We start from the raw sequence: 26512 nt of genomic DNA, 5'->3' as shown, positions 1-26512 counted from the left end.
AACCTGCCCCTACGATTGTGCCTAAACCCGCCCCTACAATTGTGCCTAAACCCGCCCCTACAATTGTGCCTAAACCCGCCCCTACGATTGTGCCTAAACCCGCCCCTACAGTTAAACAGATGTGCCATATTCGTCTCTACGGTTATGGCTAGAATTGTATTAAAGCTTCTGTCGCTCGAATTATAAATATGGAAGACAGCAACAATTTCACCTTAATTCCCGACGCAGACGCCGTGATGATTCCTCAAGCCCCAGAGGGATTTAAATCTGGCTTTGTCGGTATCATTGGACGCCCGAATGTGGGCAAATCGACGTTAATGAATGAATTGGTGGGGCAGAAAATTGCCATCACCTCCCCCGTCGCCCAAACCACTCGCAACCGCTTACAGGGGATTCTCACAACAGACAATGCTCAACTGATTTTTGTGGATACGCCAGGAATTCACAAGCCCCATCATCAATTGGGGAAAGTGTTGGTGCAAAATGCTAGGATTGCTATTGAAGCGGTGGATGTAGTGCTGTTTGTCGTGGATGGAGCGACACCAGCAGGAGGAGGCGATCGCTACATTAGTAATCTACTCACCCAAACCTCAACACCTGTCATTCTAGGCATTAACAAATCGGATTTACAATCTCCCGGTAAAGGCTTAGATGAAGGGTATCATCAACTGGCAGATCCCCACAATTGGCAGGTGACAAAATTTTCTGCCCTGACGGGTGACGGGTTGGCAACCTTGCAGGAACAGTTAATTGATCGGCTAGAATCAGGTCCCTATTATTATCCGCCGAACTTAGTCACCGATCAACCCGAACGTTTTATTATGGGAGAATTAATTCGAGAGCAAATTCTGCTATTGACTCGCCAAGAAGTTCCCCATTCCGTCGCGATTACCATTGATGCTGTTGAGGAAGAACCTAAAATTACCCGCATCCTCGCCACGATTCACGTTGAACGGGATTCGCAAAAAGGAATTTTAATTGGCAAAAAGGGCAGTATGCTGAAAAGCATTGGTTCGGCGGCGCGTCAGCAAATTCAAAAGTTAATTGCCGGTCAAGTTTATCTAGAATTATTTGTGAAAGTGCAACCTAAGTGGCGACAATCTCGTCTGAGATTAGCAGAGTTGGGGTATCGGTTGGAGGAATAGTTATTTGTCAGAAAACAGGGAACAGGTAGAGTAGAGACGTTGCATGCAACGTCTCTACAACTTCTGCATCTCTCCTATATTCCTCATCTGTACCTTTTTCTTCTGGAAACGGTTTTCAGACATGTTCCTGAGACTTAGGCTAAAATCTATATCATAAAGATAAATATACGTCAAGCTCAGAGCAGTAGATTTACCGTTCTGAAGCGGGGCAAGTTTTTCTAACTTTTATAGATTCAGGGTGAGGCTGGCAGGGTTTGAGACTTGGCATTCTACAACAGTAATTTAAGGAAGGCGATCGCAATGAAATTCACAATTGTTATACTGACTACAATTCTCACCACAATCGGCATAACGAGTGGAGCAATGGTTCAAGCCGGAACTCCCACTCAAGAATTTTTCGAGCAGGGATGGGATCAATTAGAGCGAGAAATTCGCATTCTCCAGCAAGACAATCCGGAAGCGGAGGAAAGCCTGCAACAGGAATCTGAAACGGAGCCGCTACTGGATGTGAATCCAACGGCTGATAGTGAAACCCGTTTAGAGATTGAGGGTATTGAGCCACCGAATTCTCAGCCTGATCCGGTAGATGATTCGCCTGTTAACTAGAGTACCGCATTTCGGTAATACTTTTTTTATGCTTAAACCGATAGTGGGCGCACGTCTGTGCGCCCCTACGGTGTCTATGCTTTCGCCAATGTTTAATCATTATGAGCATGTTCAAACTGATATACATAGAACAGCCGACTAAACTTCTTCAGCAGATATCCAGCCGTTGCTAATAAAATTGCGCCCCCTAATGCCCACCAGAATCCGGCCGGAGGGATAACCGTGAGTAAGGATGTCGCTGGTTTGACAGTCCCTAGCGCCGCCTGCACCGCCAAAGTCCGTGCATCCACCATGATGCCCAAACCAAAACACACCACCGCCGCGACGTAAGCTAAAACTGTCAGCCGATTAATCTTTTTCAGCGCATCCTGACAACTCTTGCACTGTTGCGTGTGCGTTGTCCACACATCAAAAAGCTTCTGCTTATCGCGTTCAGCTTCTGGCAAGTTGGGATTACATCCGGAGTCCCAGGGAATACCGCCGTCGGCTCGTTTCTCCAACCAGTGGCGAAAGGTAATCACCATCTTGTCTTGGGGATTAGGCGTATATACTTTATCCAACCATTTACCCTGACGCCGTTTGGCGAGAATCTTTTCTTCATAATGAAGAAATACCATATCTTGGTGCAAGAACAAAGACGCTAATATATGTCCCAACCAGGCTGGCATGGGTAGGGCAAAGAATCCCAAACCAGGTGGATTTTTTCCCGCCTGATTCTTCACCAACACTTGGCATCCAATATGACGACACCAGCCGGGACGGGTTGGGGTTGCATATAAAACCAGAATCAGCTTTCCGCCATCCTTGAATGTGGAAACAATTCGCATGTGACAAGGCGGTTGAAAGTCATGTACGGCTTGCTCAACAGTGGAAGAAAGGGGTGTGATTTCAAAGGCGAATCCTTCCTGGGTAGACAGCTTCCTCAAGCGAGGCATATCGTAATATTTGGCATCTTTATATCGACTACCCATAATTCCATGATGAGATACTGGAACATGGGCAGGATCTGAGACATTTTCCATAAAAAAGTCCCAGCCATAGGAAAGGTCGCGAATATTCCAAAACAACTTGACCACCCTATCGGAATTTTCTTCAAGTTCGGGAACGATGCGCGGTGATCGTAATTGACTTTCCATCTGAGCTTGGGAACCTGATTCAGACCAAACCCACACTAAACCTTGACACTCTTGGGTGGGATAGGCAATGGCACAGGATTTGGGGTTAGAACAATGCTTTGCCTCAGTCTGCGGATCAAGAGACTGGGGGATACTGACACAGTTTCCCGAAGCATCAAAACGCCAAGCGTGATAGGCACACATCAGTGTACCATCTGACTCCACACGACCCTCAGAAAGGGGAGCGAGTCGATGGGGACAAGCATCCTCAAAGCAGCGCCATTGTCCAGAACCATCCCGCCACAAGACCAGATCTTTTCCAAGTAACTGTATAGGATGGGGGCGAGAGGGGTCGAGGAACTCAACAACAGCCATAGGATACCACTGCTTTGTCCATTGGAATTGTTCTGAGTCTTCCTCTAGAAGTGGGTTAATGGCGTCACGCTGATTCTCTGGTAGACGAGTTTGGGTCATCGCAGGTACTCCTGGGTGCGATCGGGCTTTATAAATTTTAATGTAAACCCTGAGTTGAGGTAGCTTCAGTTTAAATCGGGCGCAAGCCTTGCGCCCCTACAAGTCGCTACCTGTTGGATGCGAATGCGATCGCAGTTTTGTTACAAGGTAATTCACAAAGAATTTGCGAAAGTATCCATATTAGCGGTTATTAGCTTTTCGCGATCGCGGCTAACTTAATTGCTTTTATTGATTAAGATTTGAGGAAAAATTAAGATAAATAACTTGGCTATAAATCGAAAACCCTGTAGGGGCGACCCGCTTGCATTAATTAACAACTCCACTCCACTTAATTTACTCGGGTCGCCCTTTACGAGTTACACAGACAGATCCCCGACTTCTTAAAGAAGTCGGGGATCTTGCTTGAGGCTGTACCTCATCAACCAGCAAATCTGCTGTATGTCAGCAAAAACTGTCAAAAAAGTAGAGGCACGGCAATGCCGTACCCCTACCTAAACATTGAAGCCAGAAGCGCTAACGCATCGGTGGCTGAACCTCTAACCCCACGCGATCGCGTCCGCCAATTTCTGGGGCTACCATCGATACTATGGGCGGATTCTCTGCCGCTAACGTCGGTACCGAACCGCGCAACCGGGCGGTTAACTGCTGTGTTGTCGAGTCATACATCTGCGTGACTAGCTTGGGATACAAGCCAATACCAATAATCGGCACCAGCAAACATGCAATAATAAACACCTCACGCGGTTCCGCATCCTGTAAAACCTCGTGTTCCACCAGTTCCTTATTTTCAGAACCATAGAAGATTTCCCGCAGATTGGACAGCAGATAAATCGGCGTCAGAATCACCCCAACGGCTGCCAAAAAGACGACAATCACCTTAAAGGTGGAATTGTAGGCATCCGAAGTGGCAAATCCGACAAACACCATTAACTCTGCCACAAACCCACTCATCCCCGGTAATGCCAGAGACGCCATAGAACAAGTCGTCCACATGGCAAAAATCTTCCGCATCTTTTGACCGACACCCCCCATTTCATCCAACATCAGGGTATGGGTTCGGTCATACGTTGCCCCAACTAAGAAGAACAGACTCGCCCCAATTAAGCCGTGGGACACCATTTGCAAAACCGCCCCACTCAAACCCAAGTCGGTAAATGAGCCAATCCCGATTAAAACAAAGCCCATGTGGGAAATCGAGGAATAGGCAATCTTGCGCTTCAGATTCCTTTGGGCAAAAGAGGTTAATGCCGCATACACGATATTCACCACCCCCAAAATCACCAACACCGGGGCAAAATAGGCATGGGCATCGGGTAACATCCCGGCATTCATGCGAATTAGGGCATATCCGCCCATCTTCAGCAGAATCCCCGCCAGCAACATGTGGACTGGGGCGGTGGCTTCGCCGTGGGCATCGGGTAACCAGGTATGTAAGGGGAAAATCGGTAACTTGACCCCGTAGGAAATCAGAAACGCCGCATACAGCAACAGTTCCAGATTTAGGGCATAATCCTTTAAAGCGAGCGATCGCATATCAAAGGTGACAGTATCCCCATAGAATGCCATCGCCAACGCCGCGATCAAAATAAACAGCGAACCCCCTGCCGTATACAGAATAAACTTCGTCGCCGCATACAGCCGCTTCTTACCACCCCAAATCGAAAGCAGCAAATAAACCGGAATTAACTCCAGTTCCCACGCCAGGAAAAACAACAGCATATCCTGAACGGCAAATACGGCAATTTGACCGCCGTACATTGCCAGCATCAGGAAGTAAAACAGCTTCGGCTTTAGGGTTACGGGCCAAGCCGCCAGGATTGCCAACGTCGTCATAAACCCCGTCAGCAGTACCAACGGCATCGATAAGCCATCCACCCCCACCGACCAATTCAAGTCCAGCGTGGGTACCCAAGCATATTTTTCAACCAGTTGCAGTCCTGGATTGGCAAAGTCATAGTTGATGACAAAGGCACAAACGATCAAGGTAAAATCAATTAGCCCAACAATCAGGGCATACCAGCGTTCCCATACGCCATTCTTATCCGGCAATAAGGGAATACCCAGAGAAGCGACGATGGGAAACAGAATAATTACGGTTAACCAAGGAAAATCAGTCATTAGTTCATGGTTCATAGTTCATGGTTCATGGTTCATAGTTCATGGTTCATGGTTCATGGTTAGAACTCACGCACCAGGTTCCCTCGAACAAAGTGAAGGGTCTAGTCTGGGCGGGTTTAGTCACATCTAAGGTGAGGTAAGAAACGATAGTATAGTAGTCAAACCCGCCCCTACCAAATTATCAAGACAACCCAGAAACAATCACAAAACCGAGAACTGCCCCAAAAACAATTAGCGCATAGAATTGGGCGCGACCGTTTTCGAGATATTTCAGTCCTTCACCACTAATCAGGGCAACTAAACCGGTTAAATTAACCGCACCATCCACCACACGGTAGTCTACTTCCATCACTTGGCGGGCTAGGCGGCGACTTCCCTGGACGAACAGCCGATTATAGATATCATCGAAATACCACTTGTTGAGGGAAAACTTGTAAAGCGATGTAAAGTTTTTCGCGATCGCACTTGGATCAATTTGACCCATCCGGTACATCAGCGACGCCACGGTAATGCCAATCAGGGCAATCCCCACCGAGGAACCCGCCATCACCAGAAACTCACTCCAGTTAAACGCCGCTTCATGACTCACTACTTCCGCCACAGTTTCTCCGGGGGCGTGGATGAATTCCTCAAAGTAGTTGTCAAAGGGCATCCCTACCAAACCAACCAACGTTGAGGGAACAGCCAGTAGCAGTAAGGGTAAGGTCATAGTTAAGGGTGATTCATGGGGAGACTCACTATGCCCATGGTCATGATCATGATCCTCAGCCTCTAATTCCCGCCTATCCATGGCACCGGGTCCAAATGCGGGTGCAGGTTCAGCCACAGCCCCTTTAATTTGTTCCTTAATACTGGTGATATTCCCCCGGAAATCGCCCTCAAAGGTCATGAAATACATGCGGAACATATAGAAAGCAGTCAGTCCAGCCGTTAGCCAACCGACAACCCACAATCCTGGAGACGCGGCAAAGGCATTGCCTAAGATTTCATCCTTTGACCAGAACCCAGCAAAAGGAGGAATCCCACAAATTGCCAGGGTGCCAATTAAAAAGGTTAGCGAGGTAATCGGCATATACTTCCGTAATCCCCCCATCAACCGCATATCCTGGGCTAAATCCGGATCATGACCGACCACGGCTTCCATGCCATGAATCACGGAACCGGAACAGAGGAAGAGCATGGCTTTAAAATAAGCGTGGGTCATCAGGTGGAATAGTCCCGCACTGTATGCCCCAATCCCCATTGCCATGACCATGTAGCCCAACTGGGAAATCGTGGAATAGGCAAGACCCTTTTTGATATCATTTTGGGTCAGGGCGATGGTTGCCCCTAAAAAGGCGGTAAATCCTCCCGTCCAGGCAATGACTGTCATCGCTAGGGGGATATTTTCAAACACGGGATACATCCGGGCGATTAGAAATACCCCAGCCGCCACCATTGTCGCGGCGTGAATCAATGCCGAAATTGGCGTAGGACCTTCCATCGCGTCAGGAAGCCAAACGTGCAAGGGAAATTGAGCAGATTTGGCGACGGGTCCTAAAAAGACTAATACGGCAAACAGGGCGGCGAGTCCGCTGCTAATATAACCGGATTCGACAAAAGCCTCTAAGTGGGCGCCCATGACATCAAACTCGAAGCTACCCGTTGCCCAGTACAGCCCCAGGATACCCAAAAGGAGACCAAAGTCCCCCACCCGGTTAACCACAAAGGCTTTTTGACAAGCATCAGCGGCAGCTTTGCGATCGTACCAGAATCCGATGAGTAGGTACGAACACATGCCCACCAGTTCCCAGAAAATATAAACCTGTATCAGGTTGGGACTAATCACCAGACCCAACATTGAGGAACTAAACAGGCTCAAATAGGCATAGAAGCGCACATAACCGGAGTCGTGTGCCATGTAGCCGTCGGTATACACCATAACCAGAAAGGCGACGGTCGTAACGACTACTAGCATCAACGCCGTTAAGTTGTCGATGGTGTACCCCATCATCAGATGAAAATTCCCCGCTGCCACCCATTCCAGGGTACGGGTAAACGGTTCATGTCCGTGAAATTGACTCCAGAAGATGGCAAACGACAGCACCATCGCCGCCCCCAGCAGGGAGACGACGAACACGGACGATAACTGTCGTAGCTGATTCGTGGTTTTGTTGAATGAGATAAGCCCTAAGCCGACTAGCATTGCCCCTGCCAAGGGCAAGACCGGGATCAACCAGGCATATTGATAAAGCGGTTCCATGGAAGACAGCTTACTTTAGATTTCTTTACTATTTTGACAAACTGTAAACAAGTGTGACATTTGATATCCTACCCGACTTCCTGACTTAACGGGAGATGAGGAAGATTGGGGAGATTGGGGAGATGAAGAGGATAAGTGGAGTAAACTACCCCACCTGATTAGCTGCGCCTAAAAGACCGACTAATACAGATGGGGTTTTTGGTAGCCCTGGTTCTATTGCACAAGACAATAGTTCCGAGCCTCTAGTGCAGTGCCCTTGGAAATACTTGAGCAGCTTCGTAGATACTATGAAGCAGGGGAAGCAGGGGAAGCAGGGGAAGATATTAGCTGTTCAGTTATTTCTGCCTTCTTACACGAGGCTGGTTTACAGAACAGCCCCAAAGTTCAATCTACTGTGTCAGGTTTTTTCACCTATCAAGGCTTGAGTCTAAGTTGCAAGCAGCGGCGTGAGAAAACAGTATACCTTGCCCATGTTTGACAACCTCACCAATACCACACAATACACCTCCTTCACAGCCTTGAGAAAAATGATATTGCGAAAGAAATTTGCCTTGCATTTCTGTTATCGCTGCAGGAAGATGTCCCGGTGGTGCCGAGAGATCGAAGGTTACAAATTGATTAGTTTGGAGCCATGAGCCATTTGATCGCCATCCCACCTGCTCACCAAAGCGATCATAGGTTGTCCAAGTGGGTGCATCATGACTTTCAAGACTTTCCCAAATATTTTTTTGTACACTGAAGCCAAACTGCCCATTGCTGTATTTAAGCCAAAGTGCATCAATGATTTTTAAATCTTCACAGGGAACTTGTTCAATGTCAAGTCGGCTGTCCCTACCTAGATTTGTCACTTGCATCCCAGCAACAGCTACCATGACATCAAAGGTCAAGTTGTCAGCCTGTTGCCACTGTTGATCTGCCAATAAGTCACGCAGGGTTGTATAGTTGGTTGATGTGGTTTGGGAAACAAGCGGCGGGTCATCTGTTAATAAGGGGGGTAAATTAAGACTTAAATTCATGGATGGAGCCCGATCTAAAAAGGTTTTTAAGGGAATTCCCAAGTTAAAACCTGGTTTAGTGGCACTGGGTTCTTCCTGAGAATCGCTCTCAACGTGACCATGAATTCCGACTAATTGTCCCTGTTCATTTAAGAGTGGACTACCGATCATACTCATCCGAGTTAGGTTGGTATAAATTAAGGCATAACCATTGTCTAATGGCTCCGGTAAACGACTAGAAATCTTACCATCAGTAATCTCAAAAATGCTTTGGGAGATGGCTCCTCCAGGTTGAGACCATCCGCCTACATAAACGACACTGCCTTGAGTAATCCGATCAGAGTCTCCGATTGCGGCTAACTTATAGGTGCGATCGCTAGTGAATTGGACTACAGCTAAATCGACTTGTGGCAGTTTTTGTAGAGTTCTGAATTCGAGGGGATGGACTTCGCCATCAGAGGTGGTAATATAAACTGGCTGATCAGGCGTGATCTCTTGGACGACTGATTGGGTGGTGAGAACGGAGTAGGTATTCCCTTCTTGGTTAATGATTACCCCTGAACCAATACCTCCAGAACTTTCGATTTGCACGGTAATCTCTTGAGCAATCTGGTTTATTTCAGAGAAGGGTAAAGCCGCCACGATTTGAGGCTGTATGCTGGCTACAACCGTTGTCATGCTGAGTAGAGTGGGGAAATAATTCATTTTAGTTACACTTAATCGGATGTAGAGAGATAGAGTGTTAGCCTAGTACAAGTGTAAATTGATAGGTTTTTGGAGCCAAGCTGCACTAAAGAGAATACTAGCGATCGCGGATTCTCGTTTTAGAGAGTTACTCATCCTCTTCAATGGTGATGGTCTCACATTGTTGAGTTGTATAAGTTTCCGTGCGATCCTGTACTTCGTATTGCTGACCTGTAAAAGGACGACCGTAATAACCATCCTCAAACCCACGAGCAAATTCACCTCCCGCCGTTCGAGGTTCAAAAGGTTCGTCTTTGCTAGCACTTTGTTGACCCTCCCGGTAGCCATCTCGGTAAGCACCTGGGTGAGCAGCCGCGTCTTGCACAACCCGAACTTCCTGGGTGGGACGACAAATCCTGACTTTCCGGGTTTCTGCTTGGGTCGCTGGACAGAACCCTAACCATGTCCCTGCTGTAGTGGTTGTAGCTAGAGTCACTAAGGTGATTTTGACTAGGATATTCATGGCTTTTATCCTTTTCGTATTACTTTGGGTAAGCTTCACTGCGTTCTATCTCTCATGGGGAACCAACTTATGCAGTTGACTCTCATCTTCAATCCAGATTCTCAATCACGGAGCGTTTACCCGATCGCACTATGCCTTAGTTAGGGCTTGCTACACTCGTTAGGAAAGTAGACAAGATTTGGGTTTCAAGCCATTTTTTCACCCAACAAGCCATTCTTTCACCCAACAAGTGCAAGGTTTTTACACAATCACCCTCTTGCCTCCTGGAATTTTCACCGACCTAAGTGCCGAATTTTCCCGCAACAGAGGGTTGACACGGCACTGTACTAAGTTTTGTAGATTGCAAATCTTAACTGTATAAGCTTTCTCCCCTCCTACCTCCTACCTGGTTGGTGAGCCTGTCGAACCACTGCCTCCTGCTTTTTTGCACTAGCTAGGCGGCTGATTGAGTTGCACTGGTAGTATGAGTTAAACCTCCGCCAATAGAGGCGGAAAACTGCGATTGATTGTTCCCGATCAGATTTTGAATCGCCAAGCGCAAGTCATCTCGTCCTTGAAAGCCTTCTAATCGCTCCACTAACTGACCGTTTTCAAATAAGAGCAAGGTGGGTAAAGATTTGAGTTGATAGGTACTGGCAAGCCTGAGACTATTATCCGCATTCACCCGCACCACTTCAATCCGATCGCTCCATTCCTGCTGTACGTCCTCCAAGATTGGCTGGATTAGGCGACACAGCCCACACCAAGGTGCCCAAAAATCAACCAGAACCATCTTGGAGTTTTCTAAAACGTATTGCTTAAACGTCTGCTCGTTCACCGACAACACCATGATCCCTCGAATTCTATTGAATTTTTACTCGCTTCCTTGGGATCATGCTACATCGAATTGGGATTATTTGAACAACAAATCCGCTAATTTTACCAATTTATTTGGGCAGTTGCTCGCATAAGTAGGGGATGCGCCCACCACAACAAGCCGACAAAGCCAATTACCCCAAGATAGGCGGGACGGATAAATTCTTCCCATTTCAGGGTTTGGCGTCCCTGAATTAGCGCTAGGAAAGGAAAAACCGAGGTACGCTCTTTGACAGACTCAAAGGCGTCGCCATAGCGATTGGAAAGCCGTTGATCCCCATGCCAAACGCCAAAACAATGGTGCAAAATTAATCCTACCGAGGTGAGTAGAGTGAAGCTAGTGCCAATCCAGAGGGTGTGAGCAATACACCAGATCACCTGTCCCACCATTTGCGGATGTCGGGTAATCCGAATGATTCCGGTTTCGTAGAGATGAACTTGGGGTTTCTGGATGGCGGCGATTTCTAACAGATTGAATGTGGCGGGGTAGAGAAACAAAAAAGAAACCGCTGAAAGCCACCAGACTAAGGGTTTGATCCCCGGAATTCCCTGCACCCGCCACAATTGAATCCCATCATAGCGGTGGTTGAAAAAGTAAATAATTAATACAACAGCAAGAGATAGGCTAACCAGAGCAAATAAAATTCGATAGAACCTCGCGCCAATCCGTTGTTCAGCCCAAGGTCGCAGTGCAGCTAGACCACTATGCGCGATCGCAAATCCCAAAAGTAGTCCAGCCATTACCCAATGACTGAATGTCACGTTAGTCCAGACCCCCATATATCCTGATGTTGATTCGTTGCCCAATTCATCCTAGCAAGAATACTCAAGGACTTGATCCCGTGTTGTGTTACTGTCGATTTCAGGCACAGGTTTACACGTTCGTTGTTGGCAATTCCTACTATCGTTGAGGTTAAATCCCATCTTCAACCCCCCTGGGATTGCCTGTTATTGCTCCTTTTTTGATGGTTTAGCTCCTATGTCTGACCTTCCTTTCACTCTCGATCAACTCCGGATTCTCAAAGCAATCGCTTCTGAGGGGAGTTTTAAACGTGCGGCGGATAGTTTGTACGTTTCCCAACCGGCTGTGAGTTTACAAGTGCAAAACTTGGAACGACAGCTTGATGTCCCCTTATTTGACCGAGGCGGGCGTCGCGCTCAATTGACAGAAGCCGGACACTTACTCCTAAGCTACGGTGAAAAAATTCTCACCCTTTGTCAGGAAACCTGTCGGGCGATTGAGGATTTACAGAATCTCCAGGGTGGGACGCTGATTGTGGGCGCCTCTCAAACCACGGGAACCTATCTCTTACCTCGAATGATTGGCTTGTTTCGACAGCAGTATCCGGATGTGTCGGTACAATTACAAGTCCACTCAACGCGCCGTACTTCTTGGTCTGTGTCCAATGGACAGGTTGATTTAGCCATCATTGGCGGTGAAGTCCCCACGGAACTTCAAGAAACTTTACATATTATGCCCTACTCGGAAGACGAGTTGGCGTTCATTTTACCCGCCTTCCACCCCCTGGCAAAGGTGGGAACCGTGCATAAGGAGGATTTGTATAAGTTACAATTTATTGCACTCGACTCCCAATCCACGATTCGTAAGGTAATCGACCAGGTTCTCACGCGCTGTGATATTGATACCCGACGCCTGAAGATTGAGATGGAACTCAACTCAATTGAGGCAATTAAAAACGCCGTGCAATCGGGATTGGGTGCAGCGTTTGTATCTATTTCAGCCATCGAAAAAGAATTGCAAATGGGTGTCTTACACCGAGCAACAATAGAAGGCGTCGTGGTGAAGCGAACGCTGTCTTTAATCGTCAATCCCCATCGCTACCGTTCCAAAGCCGCCGAAGCCTTCAGCCGGGAAATTTTGCCCCAGTTTGCGCCTCCAGGATGGGAAGAAAAACCACCGTCCTCGCCGCCAATAACTGCTCCTAAATTGAATTCGGCATCGTCTCAACCTGCATCGTCTCAACCGACAGGTTAAGGAAGATTGCTCGAAAGGTTTTCGGTTGAAATTGCCTGAGTGTATAGGTGTGAGAGTGTAGGAGCAAGATTAAGCTACCTGTAGGGGTACGATATGTCGTGCCTCTACTCGGGAATGAATTGTCTGTGGGGTATTCCGGAGGCTTGGATTAAAACAAATCCCGCAGGGGGTGGCGTTTTATGCTACCCTGCTAGAGCAGAAATCAAAAAAGCACTAACGAGAGCGATCGCCAATGTGCCAGCATTATTGTCTGTCATAAGCCGCCCTGTCCAATCACCCCGTATTATATAGGATTACCGTGTACTCTATAAAATCGCCAACATGGAGCTTGATATTCAGTCGGGATAATCACTTAAAGTTGAGAGAAAAACACACATTTTTAGCTAGAAGCGGTAGTCTATCTAGGAAAAGGTGAGAGGAGTAAGGTTGTGGAAGTTGTCAAAGAGTACGTTCAGCGGTGGTACGAAAGTGGATTAGCGCCCGACGAATATGTTTGCCATCAAAAGCAGGGGAATTTAGTCGAGATAGAATCAGTCGCCACAGGACAGCGTCAGACGGTTCTCACGTTCTGTACGAATGATGTCTTGGGTCTGGTTCAGAACGAGGCGGTTCGCCAAGCAGCGGTTGATGCTATTTTTCAATACGGTACGTCTAACAGTTCAACCTCAGTCCTGAGTGGTCGCATCGATTTGCATCGGCAGCTCGAGCAAGAGATTTCGGAGTTTAAGCACCTACCCCATACCCAACTCTTTTTGAATGCGTGGATGGCAATGCAAGCCCTAATGGATGCGTTCTGCCATTTGGCTATTCCCGTTCCTGGCTTTCAGCATACCCGTGAGACATTAATTTTGACTGATGTCCTCAACCATGGCTGTATTCTCTCAGCCGTCGTCAACGCGGGAACTCGTTCTGGAAAGTTATTTGGTCATAGTCCGCGTGTGCGGGTGAGAGCCTATCGCCACTGTGATGTAGAGGACTTATCGCGGAAACTGCGTCGCTATGCTCGTCCCCAAGATCGAATTATGGTGATTTCTGATGCAGTGTTCTCAATGGATGGGGATATTGCCCCCCTCCCCGATATGATCGAGGTGCTGCGACATTACGAAGGCAGTGTCTTGGTGATGGATGAAGCTCATGCCAGTGGGGCGATTGGGGCGACAGGTGGCGGCATCTACGAGCATTTTGGCATCCTACCCCAATACACCATGGAGCAAGGTGTTGTGCCGCTGATTATGACCACATTTTCCAAGTTTGCCGCATCAGCCGGGGCGGCAATTAGCAGTCCTCTGGCAGAATTGATTCCCTTATTAAATGTTTCTCCCACGTCTATCGGCACCGTTTCCTTGTCGCCACCTCTAGCAGCCGCCGCCTTAGAGAGCATTCGTCAGGTGCGCCGTCATCCCGACATGGTGAAAAAGCTTCAGGCAAATACTCGCTACTTGCGATCGCGCTTAGTCGAAGCCGGATTTGATGCCATTGGTGAAACGAACGTTATCCCGGTTATTTTACCCTCAGAAATTAATCCGAAATTGTTTGGTCAGTACATGTTAGAGAATCATGGCATTTGGGTATCACCCATTTGGTTTATTGCCAAACCCCGTATCCGAATGACGGCAAATGCTCTGCATACTAAGGAGGAAATGGATAAATTAGTCGCCGCCATGGTAGCAACACGAGATTTTTTATATAAACCCATGATCAGCGCCTAACTCGTCTTGGGTTATTGGTTATTTGACGAATGACAAATGACAAAATTCGCACTGTAGCCACTCCAGCCGACCAGGACTTGTTTCTGGATGTACCGGCACGAGTCTATGGGAATAACCCCAATTGGGTGCCACCCCTGCGTAGCGATGTAGCGAAGCAATTTGCCCCCGATAATCCCTTTTTTGGCTACGGCAAATTACAGCAATTTATTGCCCTCGACTCGTCCCACCCTTCCCAAGCGGTGGGGCGAATTGTGGCGGCGGTGAATCAACGGTTAATTGAACGAGAGGGGAAAACGGTTGGTTTATTTGGATTTTTTGAGTGTGTCCCAGATTTCGCGATCGCGAAATCTCTCCTGAATGCGGCTTGTCAGTGGTTACGGGAACAAGGGATGACTGTGGCGCGGGGACCGATTGATTTATCAACTCACAATAATTGTTTATTTTTGGTCGATGGTTTTAATACACCTCCCATGGTGATGATGCCCTATAACCCTCCCTACTATCCTGAATTTCTGGAAAAAGATGGCTGGCAGAAAGCCAAGGATACTTATGCTTATGATTTTCCTTTAGATAAGCCCTTATCGGATAAATTCAAGAAAGCCTATCAGATTGCCTGTAAATCGGGTATCACGTTTCGTCCGATTAGAACTAAAGGGGAAGGATTTGAACAAGATTGTATCAGTCTTTATCACCTTTTTAACCGTGCCTTTGCCAATAATTGGAGTTCTGCACCGAGAACGGAGGCGGAATTTCTAGAAGAAGCCAAGTCATTACAGACGTTAGTTGATCCAGATGTTTTTCCTATTGCCGAAGACAAGGGTGAAATGATCGGCTTTTTTATGGGATTACCGGACTATAATATTCCCCTAAAACACGTTAACGGGAAACTCAACTGGCTGGGAATTATTAAGTTTCTCTGGTATCGTCGCCAGATTGACCAAGGACGGGTGATTGCGATTGCTTCATTGCCAGAATATCGCCGCAAAATGGTGCCGCTGGCGTTAATTTATTTGGGAATGCAAGGGGGAATTAAGAAGGGCAAGCCCTATAAGCGGGCAGAATTGGGTTGGGTTTGGGAAGATAATTTTCCGTCTCGTAAGTTGATCGAAGCATCGGGGGGAACAATTTATAAAACGTATCGAATTTATGAAAAAACATTGTAGACTTAAGCTTTTTGAGTAGGGTGGGCAATGCCCACCCTAAACATATCCGACTTCTACTCCTACTCTTTCGGATAAGGCTACTCTATTCCGACTTTGAATTATTGACAGACTTCTAAGAGTTCAACTTGGAAAGGGAGTTTTTTACTATCCTCTATCGCCATTTTTCGTTCCCAGCTTGTTCGCTGAGGAATCCACTTGAAACCCTCTTTTTTGGCTTGTTCTTTTTCGTGATAGGTGACAAGAGCTTTAAAGACAGCTTTAGGTCTCAATGCTTCCGCAAACATAGCTGGCAAATTTTCCATACGATCAAAAAGGGCGGCGATAAGTTGACAGTCTGTTAGTGCCCGGTGAGTTCCATAAATCCCAATATCGTGCGTTGCTGCCAATTCGAGCAGAGATTGACCAGGGCGAATTTGTCGGGGCCAGTTAAAGTCGTTGCATGTACATACCCAAGGCAGTGGTTTACCCTGATTGTTTACTAAAGTAGGTATCATGCTCTCAAACGTTGACCTATGCAGAATTGATTGAAGCCGACTTTAGCAATAGTTATCTCATAAAGGCAGAACTTAATTGGGCAAATCTAAGTGAGGCAGTTTTAAAATCAGCAGACTTAAATAATGCCAAAATGGTTAGGGCAAACTTAAGAAAAGCGGACTTGACAAATGCCACACTAACGAAAGCAGATCTCAGTTGGGCAGATCTCCGTGAAGTTAAGCTGATTGATGCAAATCTCACTGGTGCTTTATTAGAAGCCACCTGCCTCATTGATGCTGACCTAAGTCGAGCCAACCTTAATAAGGCTAACTTGAGCAAAACAAATCTTAGCCATGCTAACCTCAGCTATGCCAACCTTAGCCATGCCAACCTTAGCCATGCCCATCTCAAAACAGCTAACTTAACTAGCGCTAATCTAAGTGGAGCAAATTTGAGCAATACCGATCTGAGTTATATGAACTTAAGTGGTATCAATTTAAGTGGTGCAGATTTGAGACAGGTTAATCTCAGCTATGCTGTTCTCAAAGATGCTAACCTGAGTTCTGTTAAATTAGATGATACTTCTCTTCAATATGCTGATTTGATGGGCGCTGACTTAACTGATGTGCAATTTATTAGTAATACGAGTGGTGTTGAGGAGAGAAAGGCAGATGTAAGGGGAGCAATAATGCCTGATGGTACAGTTTGTGAAGATGGTATCGTTTACAATGATTCTGACTATGTGTTCTAGATTCGCCCACACAATAAACGAGGTGGGATTTCCTGAAAAAATAGCTTATGCTTTCCCCGAATTGCGCTGCACGTTTGGCGGACGCTCTATTGTGCCAGATGTTGCAGTATTTCAATGGGAGAGAATTCCCTTCGATGCTGATGGAGAAGTGGCAAACGTATTTGAATGTTCCCCAGATTGGACAATTGAAATCCTCTCACCAGACCAGTCACAAACAAAGGTAACAGATAATATTTTATTCTGTCTCAGACATCAAACCAGATTGGGGTGGTTGATTGACCCCGATGAGAAAGCCGTAATCTGTTTTTATCCCAATCAATTACCAGAAATTATGCGACAACCAGAGGATAGGCTACCTGTGCCAGATTTCCTCAATCTACAGCTAACTATTGAACAGGTATTCTCCTGGCTGAAATTGGGACAGCGTTTGTAAATTACAGGTGTGCGATCGCGAAAATCCCTTTGCGCCAATTTCCACACTATTGTTAATTAATATACTACAAGCCTTGTGATTGGTGGGTTACGGCGGACACCAACTTAAATGGTGATTTTTTGAATTGAATTACCGCCTAACCCACCCTACCTGGTATTATATTTTATTGATCAATGCTCTAACTTCTAGTTCGATCAAGACGATAGTTACGCCCAGCTTAGGCAGGGACTACAATTGAATCAAGGTATCAAGGGCAGTTCACTATGACAACAGCAACACCAACGCCTCAATCCCAGAAAAGGGGCGCTGAACCAGTCGTTACCTTAAAAGGCGTTAGCTGGCAAACCTTTAAGACATTACTGGCGGAAATTGGTGAAGACCGAGCCTGTAGAATGGCTTATGACCAGGGAGTATTAGAAATTAGAATGCCACTGGAAGACCATGAAGAACCCAAACGACTGCTTGAAGACTTTGTGACAGCCATAGTCGATGAATTGGGTATCGAACTTAGAAGTCTAGGTTCATTGAGCTTGAAGCGCGACGATTTAACTCGTTTTATTGAGCCGGATAGCTGCTTCTATATCCAAAATGAATCACGAGTCAGAGGTAGACGAATCAATCTGGAAATTGACCCACCACCTGATTTAGCGATTGAGTCAGATTATACCAGTTCCTCTGTCGATAAACAATCCATTTATGCGGCGCTGGGTGTTCCGGAATTGTGGAGATATACTCGTCAAACTCTCCAGGTTTATCAATTAGTCGAGGGAGAATATGAACAGAGAGAACAAAGCATGACGTTTCCCTTTTTACCCGTAACCGAGATTCCTGGTTTTATTGAACAAAGTAATACCCAAGGACAGCGAACAGCGGTGCGGTTGTTTCGCCAACGAATTCGAGAACTTTTACAAAATCAATAGAAAATCTGCCCGGAGGAGATCCCGGAGTTCAAACTCCGGGCTAAGAGCTTAAACCCGTTGAAACGGGTTCAAAGGCTTCCCCAGTAAGCTATAGCTTACTTTAGCTTTCAGCCGGAAATTTATTTCCTGGCTACACGAGTCAGCAATATTCCTTTTAAGTCAGTACCATTCAACCTAAGTGTTAGTTAAAAGCCAGGAGGTGTGATGAAAGCCCTAGTCACCGGAGCCAACGGATTTACCGGTTCTCATTTAGTGAAAGCTTTAGAACAACGGGGGGATACCGTTATCGGTTTTGTCCGCAAGTCTAGCAACCTTCAGCGTCTCTCGGATTGCCAAGTCCAACTGGTTTACGGCGATATTAGCGATCGCGACGCCCTAAAAACAGCCATGACTGGGGTAGACTGGGTATTTCACACCGCCGCTTATGTGGAATTAGGACTCGTGGATGTCAGGGAAATGGAACGGGTGAATGTTGAGGGAACCCGTGCTGTTTTAGAGGTGGCTCAAGCCGTTGGTGTATCTAAACTCGTCTACTGTAGCACTATTGGCGTTTTTGGTGACACCAAAGGTCAAGTCGTCAATGAAACCTTCCAACGCCAACAAACCGACTTTTCTAGCGCTTATGACAGCACCAAATACCAAGCCCAAAAAATTGTAGACCAATTTGCCGCCCAAGGCTTACCCGTGGTGAGTATCCTCCCCTCTGGTATCTTTGGTGCAGATGACCCCCATTTTGGTCCTGTACTCAAGCAATTTCTCAAAGGCGGCTTAAAAGTGTGGGCGGGGGGCGATCGCATTACCGGAATTGTCCATGTCGATGACTTAGCCAACGCCATGATTCTGGCAGCCCAAAAAGGTCAACCTGGAGAAAAATATATCATTTCGGCGGGTGATCTTTCCACCCGTGACATGTTCACCCTTCTCAGTCAAGACACCGGAATTCCGGTTCCGGCGGAAGCCCCCAAACCCCTGGTGAGACTCGCTGGAAACCTCCTTGACCCCATCGGACGCCTGTTGAATTGGCAACCGCCCCTGAGTCGGGAACGGGTGCATTACGTCTATGATCGGTGCGTGCGTGTCGATGCAACCAAAGCGCGTCAAGACTTAGGCTGGAATCCGCGATCGGTATCCCAAACCCTCAGTGAGATTGTCAGGATCATGAAAACCCAATCCTAGATGGTTGACACTCACCCGGCTTAAAGCGCGGGTGATTCTTCCGTCGTAGGGATTCCTATGAATTTACCCTCAGAAAGCATCTTGACCCTTCGGCTTCGCTCAGGGTCAACCGTGTGTCCCACGGCTGCAAGTCCACGAATGCAGACTACTTGGGCGGCTGCAACATCTCGATCAGTTGTGTAGCCGCAGTGATGGCATGAATGGACGCGCTCAGATAGTAGCTTCTTACCCGTTTCTGTTAGACAGTTGGGGCATATCTGACTCGTTTTCTTGGCATCCACTTTTAAGAAAAATACCCCACGTTTAAAGCAGCACTGCTCTAGTATCTGGAGGAATTGACCCCAACCAGCATCCAGGCAGTGTTTACCTAACATTCCTTTGGCTAATGCTTTTAGGTTGAGTGATTCGGCGAATATCATACCCGCCCAATCACACAGATTATGTGCTAGCTTCCAGTGATAATTTTTCCTAATGTTGGCTATCCGTTCATGCAATCGGCTTACTTTGAAGAGTGCTTTTTGGCGGTTATTACTCCCTAACCGCTTTCTGGACACCCTTTGTTGCAGCAATTTAAGCTTGCGTTTCACAATTTTAGCTGTGCCACGCCACTACAACTACAAGCTAGGGAAAAACCCCCTACCCTGGATTTTGACGGGTTGACGAATCGGATAAGATATCAAGGCACAATTGAATGGCAACCGCTTGGGGAAACTCCGGTGAAACTCCGGGGCTGTGCGGCAACTGTCAAGGATGAAATGGTACGCTTTTTCCGGGTTTGTCGTCGGTGCTTCTACGCTGATGGCGCTAAAGCGCAACTACAAACCTCGCTGACCTTTCGCCTAAGCCAGAATACCTAGCTGTTGCTTGTCCACCCTATATTCCTGCCTCGCACGGGAAGGGAGTTTATTTTTAATGCCGACTGTAGACACGACTCATTTCAGCCCAGATTCACTTTCTTTGCCACCACTCCCCCTTAACCGCCCCCTGTTAATGATTGGTCACGGTAGCCGCGATATGCAGGGGCGTCAGGGGTTTCTGGATTTTGCCCACGCCTATCAAGGGTTAGACTCGTCTCGCCCGGTTGTTCCTTGTTTTCTGGAATTAACCACTCCCAGTATTCAGGAGGGTGTAGACCAATGTGTGGCACAAGGGTATACAGAATTCTCCGTGTTGCCGATTTTGCTGTTTGCGGCGCGACATAATAAATTTGATGTCACCAATGAGTTAGACCGCGCTAAAGCCAGACATCCGCAAATCCGATTCCATTATGGGCGTCACTTTGGTATTACTCCGGCAATTCTGGAGTTATGGCATCGGCGACTGGCTGACCTGGATCAACCATCAGAGAACAATTCAATGTCCTCAATTCCCAGAAGTGAAACGGTGCTGCTGGTCGTTGGTCGTGGTTCTAGTGATCCCGATGCCAATGGTGATGTTTACAAATTAGCGCGTCTGCTCTGGGAAGGCAGTGGCTACAAAACGGTTGAAATCTGCTTTATTGGGATTACTCATCCCCGTTTAGAGGAAGGCTTCCATCGCGCTCGACTCTTCCAGCCCAAGCGGATTATTGTTCTGCCTTACTTCCTGTTTACCGGGGTGCTGGTGAAAAAAATATTTGATATCACCGCGCAGCAGCAGGAGCAATATCCGGACATTTCTATGACCTGTTTACCCGAAATGGGTATTCAACCGGAATTACTGTCGGTATTGCGGGAACGAGAAATCGAGACGCAACTGGGACAGGTGCAGATGAATTGTGAGTTGTGTAAGTTCCGGTTAGCGGCAGTGGGGGATAATACGGGTCACACTCATGAGCATGATCACGGTCATCACCATGATCATCATCACCATAACCACAATCACTCGGAGTCTCCTCCTGATCCTTGCGCTGATCCCGAAGCTTACCATCAGCGCATTTGGCAAGTTCCTTAAATTGGTTGTCTTATGGCTTATGTCATTGGTTTTTGCTAATGATTCATGATCGGTCATGTTCTGACACCAACGGTTGAGGAAAGGGCGACCCGAGCCAATTGAGTGGATACAGTTGTTGATTTGTGGAGGCGGGTCGCCCCTACACAAGAATGACCGAGGTTTGTTTAATTGATCAGGAGCGCGATCGCCAGAAGGTATCTTAAGATTTATTACCCGTGTGGCAAGATCTCGTCATAAGCTAGGAACTGATCAGCACTGACCCATACCGAGTAATATGTCTGAAGAATTTAAAGTTGGCGATCGCGTTCGCCTAATTGCCCTACCCCGCTATGTTAAAACAGCCGAACCTATGCCGATGCTGCGACCTCCGGACGTGATTAGCATTGGTGAAGAAGGGGTGATCCTTGATCGGCGTCCCGGAGGATATTGGGGAGTTCGCTTTTCTAAGGGCGCTTTTTTACTAGATAGTCAATACCTTGAGACAGTAGAGAGTAATCAGCATTCTGATCCCAATCCGCCCTCGTCCTCTCCCGAATAATCGGCTCCGAGCCTTCTACCTTATGCCTTAGAGCCTTGTCCCTACCTAAACGGGAGACATTTACCTGAATTTAGTATGAGCTACAACAACCCGGATCAATACAATGGTGTCCGGTAAGTACTACTACACCAAACCAATGTCCAAAATTGCAGTAGCACTTTGCCGAATTGATTCCTGTACAGTTGAGAATAATAATAATTGGCAGTCTGAGCGTGAAGTGGGAGATAGATTTGTACAGCTTCCTAGAGTCTCTCGGCATTGCTAACCCTACTGGCAGTGGCTGGCTAGCAGTTATATTCACCTTCGGGTTAGCCTGGGGGGTAACGTGGTGTTTGATTCCAGCAGTGCGCTCATTTGCTCTGCAAGTGGGGTGGGCGGATCAACCAAATGCCCGACGACTCAATCAAGAACCCCTACCCAACGCGGGTGGATTGGCAATTTATGCGGGTGTCATGGCGGCGCTAGTCTTAGCGACTCTATTAAGACCCATTGTCATCGAAGGCGTCTTAGCCCAAGTGCTGACGATTTTGCTCGGTGGTTCAATCCTCGTCCTCGTCGGCTTTATCGATGACCAATTTGGTCTACCTGCGTATGTACGCCTGTTTAGTCAAACCCTTACCGCCCTCTTGCTGATTGCCAGCGATATCCGCATCGAAACGCCTTTTGGCACTCCCATTGACCCGATATTCTCCATTGTGTTGACCTGGTTGTGGGTGGTGGGAATTACCAATGCGATTAATTTAATGGATGGAATGGATGGTTTGGCGGGTGGGATCAGCTTCATTACCGCCATGAGTTTGTTGGCAGTTTCGGCGCAGTTTGAAACCAGAGCCGCCGCCACTTTACTTTTGGCAGCCTTAGGAGGTGCTGCACTGGGATTTTTGCGACACAATTTCTATCCCTCCCGAATCATTATGGGAGATGCGGGGGCTTACTTTTTTGGCTATGTGCTAGCCGCAACCAGTATTTTAGGCAACCTGAAAGTGACGACGGTATTTGCTCTAGTACCGCCCGCATTCTTTTTATTATTGCCTGTGCTAGATACGACTCAGGTATTTGTTCGGCGACTCATGGCGGGAAAAAACCCACTGAAAACTCCAGGCAAAGATCACTTACATCACCGCTTACTAGCTTGGGGTTTGTCCCAACGTCATGCTGCTTTGATCCTTTGGGGGGTGACTTTGGTATGTAACGGACTGGCGATGAAACTGCAAGGTATGACCTCAATGGTGATTATTGTTACAAGTGGTAGTATAATTATTCTTCTTGGTTTTACCCTTTGGCAAAGACTACAGGCAAAATGAAAAGGCTGGTACAAATTCCCAGAACCTCAAAAGTCAAACGCTAAACGCTATATTATAAGGGTGATTTTGGGTGCATTGGTATTAACTTAAGCTGAAAAGCAATAGTGTAAGGACGTATAGGCTACGTTTCTATAAGGTTGTCTGGCAAGTGCAGGGGGCGGAAAAATTACCCTTGTTGAGGAATTTATAGCTGTCGCCGTAAAGGTTAGGACAGATTGAATTACTGAAACAACCACGTACCAGTAATAACCTTCTGCCTTGGAGTCCTGGCGCGTCTCTTATACCGAATTTCTCTCTTAAGTTAGTGATATTTACAGGAGTCGGATGTTACTCTGAAATTTGAAATTTAGGAATCACCTGAAAATCTTAAGTTCATGTTTCCAGATTCATAATCCAGAATTGATCAAATATGACTGTATTAATCTTGTAACGGCAAGCCTATTCATTCAGTGTGATTCTAAGATAGCTTTTGCCGGGAAGCCATATACTCTGCTTAAGTATTTTTATTGGTTTTAACCGGAATGAATTAACGAACTACCTGGATGTAAATCTTGTTAACTGAGTTAAGAATTGTAAGAGTCCTCAATTCTTTGACGCCCAGTCTCAATCCTAAACTTTATTTTTGTCCGACTCCTTATGATATTTAAAATTTAAAAATTTAAGCTAAACTCTAGATCCAATTAATAACTCATAGGATTATAATCATGACTGGACTAAAATGCAATCAACCGGTTTTACTCAATAGTAAAACCATCAAAATTCTATTAATCGAAGATAATCGTGTAGAAGCTGAATTGATCCAAGAATTATTTTCAGGAGTAAACAATAATCAATTTGCCATGACTCATGCTCAACGATTGAGAGAGGGAATAAAAGATTTAATTGAGTTTAGATTCGATGTTATTTTATTAGATTTAAATCTTCCAGATAGCCAAGGATTAAATACTGTAATTCAAATCAAAGCAAAAGCGCCCACGACTCCGATTATTGTTTTAACCTCTCTCAACGATCAAAATATGGCAATTAAAGTGGTTCGTGAAGGCGCTCAAGATTATTTAATTAAGGGGCAATTTAATGGAGAAAACTTGATCCGTGCTATACGCTACGCCATTGAACGTGAACGCGATCGCGAGTCAATTCGACAGCAGGCTAAACGGGAGCGGATTTTAGAGCGTATGGTTGAGCAGATTCGACGCTCATTGGATCTCGAAGAAATTTTACACACCACTGTCACCCAAATCCGTCAATTCCTGAAAACTGATCGGGTTCTCATCTATCGCTATCAAGCAGATAAATCTCCTACTATGCTTTTAGTAGCGGCTGACTATAGCAATAGTTATCCGGAAATTCCGGCAATTCATGAACTTTTAAATTTGCCTCAGATATTGTCCTACAATGAACAGTTCATTCAAGTTGTTAACAATCAAAAAACGTCTAACCTAAAACCAAAATCGTTCAATTTGCACAAGCAATCTGTTTTAGCGATACCCATCTGTAACAGTGAGTCCGATCTAAAAAAACCTCAGTCTCCTGTTTGCCATCGATTATGGGGGATAATTATCGCTCATCATTGTACCCCTAATCGTCAATGGCACACTTGGGAAATTGATTGTCTAAACCAGTTAGTCAAACAGGTGTCTATTGCGATTCAACAGTCAGAACTTTATCAAAAAGTAAAGACAGATAACCAACACCTACAGAAACTGGTCAAAATAGACAGTTTAACCGGAATTGCCAATCGCCGCCGTTTCGATCAAGTCTTAGCCGAGGAATTAATCTGTTCTCGACGTAACTTAACTCCTCTATCCTTGATCTTGTGTGATATTGACTTTTTTAAAGCCTACAACGATACCTACGGTCATTGGGTTGGGGATAATTGTTTAAAAGAAGTTGCTGAAGCCATCTGCCAAGCGGCTCAACGACCGAGTGATTTAGTCGCTCGCTATGGTGGTGAAGAATTTGTTGTGATTCTTTCCAATACAGATAATCCAGGCGCTTTTATCGTTGCCCAAAAAATCCGCTACCAAATGGATAAACTCAAGCGTCCCCATGCCAAATCTCCGATTCATCCCTGGGTAACGCTCAGTTTAGGAATCGCTACAACGACTCCATCCCATCAACTTTCGTCCAGTGAATTAGTCCAACTTGCCGATCGCGCCCTCTACAAAGCCAAAGCCTTAGGACGCGATCGCATTTTCTCCGCTAACTCTGACCCGGATTTTCAGGTTTGAGCGGGGAAGCTGGGGAGGATATGGTTTTGTGTAGGGGCGCACCGACGTGCATTGGTGTCAACTTAAGGTGAAAGCTCGGTTGAGCAAGGGTGTCGGGTGTCGGGTGTCGGGATGGAATTGTCTGTTGTCGGCTAAAAAACCTCATACCTACCACCATTCACCTCACCTATTCATCCACGTTTTTTCCAAACAGGAAACTTTAATACATAGTGAGCCAAAATTGCTCGCTTTCCCCCACACCCGGTCACCCCATACCCCACACCCAGTATCCTATCGTGGGTAATGTGGCTTAAGTTGACACCCTCTCCCGACGTGCGCCCTCTCCCGACGTGCGCCCATTCCCTGATAGTAGTGCAATGCAGGCTTATACTCCCGTAACTCTCCGGCAACTATTCCTAAATTTTGATAGGTTGTAGCCATCCAAAGCTGTTTCTCTCTTTCCTCTACCCCAGTAAGCTGTTGGTAAAGTTCCAGCACCTGCTGATAAGCAGCTTTAGCTTGAGTATAATTCTGGCTTTCTAAGTAACAAGAGGCTAACCACTCCTGTGCTACAACAATTTCCCACCTAATTCTACCTGTGTGTAATTGTGCCGGATATGCCGCTTGTGCCTGACAGACGAATTCTGAGAGTTTGAGATTACTCTGAATATCATTAATCTGCACAAAGTATTCAGCCAAACAGAAAAAGATATCCACCGTTTCCTGTTTATCTAAACAAATTTGCAGCGCATTATAGAGATTTTCATACTCCAGTTGACAGAAGAAAATCCCCAGTTGTCGTTCTTGCGCCTGCTTCGATTCCAGCCACTGCTGATAACCACCCGCCAACCCCAAATAGTGACGTTTAAACCCCTCCCGCAAGGCTTCCCGCATCGCTGCATCCTGTTGATTCAGCTTCATCCGCAAGAAATAAGGAAAAACCGGCTGAATCCGCAACAGTCTCTCATTAGCCCCCCTTTTTAAGGGGGGTTGGGGGGATCGAGAGGGGCTGGGGGAGAGGTTCGACAACAACCCCCAATTAATCGCCTCTTGAATCGCCGTCTCAAACTCTTCAAACGGATAATCCTGAAACGGGGCTAACTGCTGCAACTCATCAACATAATTCCCCATCCCACTCCGCAAAATAAA

Annotated in this window: 23 protein-coding genes and 2 pseudogenes; 15 read left to right on the top strand and 10 right to left on the bottom strand. The window is 46.5% G+C overall.

Annotation, left to right across the window (positions count from 1 at the left end; genetic code table 11):
* Positions 1–17: 17 nt before the first annotated feature.
* The 3 genes from RIB93_RS16360 (at position 18) to RIB93_RS16350 (ending at position 1751) form a co-directional block, all read left to right on the top strand.
* Positions 18–152, top strand: a complete 135-nt coding sequence (locus RIB93_RS16360) for a hypothetical protein (protein ID WP_446373791.1) — start codon at positions 18–20, stop codon at positions 150–152.
* 36 nt (positions 153–188) lie between these two features.
* Positions 189–1145 carry a GTPase Era gene (era, locus tag RIB93_RS16355; protein ID WP_446373790.1) on the top strand — a complete coding sequence of 319 codons (957 nt, stop codon included), beginning with the start codon at positions 189–191 and terminating at the stop codon, positions 1143–1145.
* Positions 1146–1445: 300 nt separating this feature from the next.
* Positions 1446–1751, top strand: a complete 306-nt coding sequence (locus tag RIB93_RS16350; RefSeq protein ID WP_446373789.1) for a hypothetical protein — start codon at positions 1446–1448, stop codon at positions 1749–1751.
* A gap of 92 nt (positions 1752–1843) precedes the next feature.
* Here RIB93_RS16350 and RIB93_RS16345 read toward each other — a convergent pair whose 3' ends face one another.
* The 7 genes from RIB93_RS16345 to RIB93_RS16315 all read right to left on the bottom strand — a co-directional run bounded on the left by RIB93_RS16345 (position 1844) and on the right by RIB93_RS16315 (position 11498).
* Positions 1844–3340 carry an aromatic ring-hydroxylating dioxygenase subunit alpha gene (locus tag RIB93_RS16345; protein WP_446373788.1) on the bottom strand — a complete coding sequence of 499 codons (1497 nt, stop codon included), beginning with the start codon at positions 3338–3340 and terminating at the stop codon, positions 1844–1846.
* A 513-nt stretch (positions 3341–3853) separates the two neighbouring features.
* A complete protein-coding gene (gene ndhD1 / locus RIB93_RS16340) occupies positions 3854–5458 on the bottom strand; it encodes a photosynthetic/respiratory NAD(P)H-quinone oxidoreductase subunit D1 (RefSeq protein ID WP_446373802.1) in 1605 nt (534 codons plus the stop codon).
* A 181-nt stretch (positions 5459–5639) separates the two neighbouring features.
* Entirely contained in the window at positions 5640–7700 is a 2061-nt protein-coding gene (locus RIB93_RS16335; protein WP_446373787.1) for an NAD(P)H-quinone oxidoreductase subunit 5, read from the bottom strand.
* A 407-nt stretch (positions 7701–8107) separates the two neighbouring features.
* On the bottom strand, positions 8108–9400 hold the full coding sequence (locus RIB93_RS16330; protein WP_446373786.1) for a GUN4 domain-containing protein: 1293 nt from the start codon (positions 9398–9400) through the stop codon (positions 8108–8110).
* Positions 9401–9527: 127 nt separating this feature from the next.
* The gene (locus tag RIB93_RS16325; protein ID WP_446354451.1) at positions 9528–9902 is read right to left on the bottom strand and encodes a hypothetical protein; all 375 of its coding nucleotides are present in this window, start codon (positions 9900–9902) and stop codon (positions 9528–9530) included.
* Between the two features lie 433 nt (positions 9903–10335).
* Complete coding sequence (gene trxA, locus RIB93_RS16320; RefSeq protein WP_044205538.1) at positions 10336–10731, bottom strand: thioredoxin; 396 nt, start codon at positions 10729–10731, stop codon at positions 10336–10338.
* 89 nt (positions 10732–10820) lie between these two features.
* Positions 10821–11498: an NnrU family protein gene (locus RIB93_RS16315; RefSeq protein ID WP_446373785.1), complete on the bottom strand. Its 678-nt coding sequence runs from the start codon at positions 11496–11498 to the stop codon at positions 10821–10823.
* Between the two features lie 238 nt (positions 11499–11736).
* On the opposite strand from RIB93_RS16315, the gene RIB93_RS16310 reads away from it, so the two are divergent.
* From RIB93_RS16310 to RIB93_RS16300, 3 genes are all read left to right on the top strand, one after another.
* Positions 11737–12753 (top strand): LysR substrate-binding domain-containing protein, encoded by a 1017-nt coding sequence (locus tag RIB93_RS16310; RefSeq protein WP_446373784.1) that lies wholly within the window; start codon positions 11737–11739, stop codon positions 12751–12753.
* 428 nt (positions 12754–13181) lie between these two features.
* A complete protein-coding gene (locus RIB93_RS16305) occupies positions 13182–14462 on the top strand; it encodes an aminotransferase class I/II-fold pyridoxal phosphate-dependent enzyme (RefSeq protein ID WP_446373783.1) in 1281 nt (426 codons plus the stop codon).
* Between the two features lie 29 nt (positions 14463–14491).
* Complete coding sequence (locus RIB93_RS16300; protein ID WP_446373782.1) at positions 14492–15625, top strand: hypothetical protein; 1134 nt, start codon at positions 14492–14494, stop codon at positions 15623–15625.
* A gap of 98 nt (positions 15626–15723) precedes the next feature.
* Here the strand turns inward: RIB93_RS16300 and RIB93_RS16295 are convergent, their stop codons facing one another.
* Entirely contained in the window at positions 15724–16119 is a 396-nt protein-coding gene (locus tag RIB93_RS16295; RefSeq protein ID WP_446373781.1) for a hypothetical protein, read from the bottom strand.
* An 11-nt stretch (positions 16120–16130) separates the two neighbouring features.
* Between RIB93_RS16295 and RIB93_RS16290 the strand changes: the two genes are divergently transcribed.
* The 4 genes and pseudogenes from RIB93_RS16290 (at position 16131) to RIB93_RS16275 (ending at position 19379) form a co-directional block, all read left to right on the top strand.
* Positions 16131–16850 (top strand): pentapeptide repeat-containing protein, encoded by a 720-nt coding sequence (locus RIB93_RS16290; protein ID WP_446373780.1) that lies wholly within the window; start codon positions 16131–16133, stop codon positions 16848–16850.
* A gap of 4 nt (positions 16851–16854) precedes the next feature.
* Positions 16855–17283 (top strand): annotated as a pseudogene (locus RIB93_RS16285) (Uma2 family endonuclease); the annotation flags it as partial.
* A 263-nt stretch (positions 17284–17546) separates the two neighbouring features.
* Positions 17547–18203, top strand: a complete 657-nt coding sequence (locus tag RIB93_RS16280) for a Uma2 family endonuclease (protein WP_446373779.1) — start codon at positions 17547–17549, stop codon at positions 18201–18203.
* A gap of 204 nt (positions 18204–18407) precedes the next feature.
* The gene (locus tag RIB93_RS16275; RefSeq protein WP_446373778.1) at positions 18408–19379 is read left to right on the top strand and encodes an NAD-dependent epimerase/dehydratase family protein; all 972 of its coding nucleotides are present in this window, start codon (positions 18408–18410) and stop codon (positions 19377–19379) included.
* 20 nt (positions 19380–19399) lie between these two features.
* On the opposite strand, the pseudogene RIB93_RS16270 reads toward RIB93_RS16275, so the two are convergent.
* A pseudogene (locus RIB93_RS16270) lies at positions 19400–19966 on the bottom strand (RNA-guided endonuclease InsQ/TnpB family protein); the annotation flags it as partial.
* On the opposite strand from RIB93_RS16270, the gene RIB93_RS16265 reads away from it, so the two are divergent.
* The 5 genes from RIB93_RS16265 (at position 19940) to RIB93_RS16245 (ending at position 25384) form a co-directional block, all read left to right on the top strand.
* On the top strand, positions 19940–20236 hold the full coding sequence (locus tag RIB93_RS16265) for a hypothetical protein (protein ID WP_446373803.1): 297 nt from the start codon (positions 19940–19942) through the stop codon (positions 20234–20236). The pseudogene RIB93_RS16270 and the gene RIB93_RS16265 overlap by 27 nt on opposite strands.
* 55 nt (positions 20237–20291) lie before the next feature.
* Positions 20292–21311, top strand: coding sequence for a sirohydrochlorin chelatase (locus RIB93_RS16260; RefSeq protein ID WP_446373777.1), 1020 nt, complete (start codon positions 20292–20294; stop codon positions 21309–21311).
* A 274-nt stretch (positions 21312–21585) separates the two neighbouring features.
* Positions 21586–21849 (top strand): regulatory protein SipA, encoded by a 264-nt coding sequence (sipA, locus tag RIB93_RS16255; protein WP_446373776.1) that lies wholly within the window; start codon positions 21586–21588, stop codon positions 21847–21849.
* A 224-nt stretch (positions 21850–22073) separates the two neighbouring features.
* Positions 22074–23153, top strand: coding sequence for an MraY family glycosyltransferase (locus RIB93_RS16250; RefSeq protein ID WP_446373801.1), 1080 nt, complete (start codon positions 22074–22076; stop codon positions 23151–23153).
* Positions 23154–23857: 704 nt separating this feature from the next.
* A complete protein-coding gene (locus RIB93_RS16245) occupies positions 23858–25384 on the top strand; it encodes a diguanylate cyclase domain-containing protein (RefSeq protein WP_446373775.1) in 1527 nt (508 codons plus the stop codon).
* A 270-nt stretch (positions 25385–25654) separates the two neighbouring features.
* Here RIB93_RS16245 and RIB93_RS16240 read toward each other — a convergent pair.
* The coding region (locus tag RIB93_RS16240; protein ID WP_446373774.1) for a tetratricopeptide repeat protein at positions 25655–26512 on the bottom strand (858 nt) is incomplete at its 5' end.

This window comes from Coleofasciculus sp. D1-CHI-01 (genome assembly GCF_040218875.1).
GTDB lineage: Bacteria > Cyanobacteriota > Cyanobacteriia > Cyanobacteriales > Coleofasciculaceae > Coleofasciculus.
This window is presented reverse-complemented; position numbering and strand designations above follow the sequence as displayed.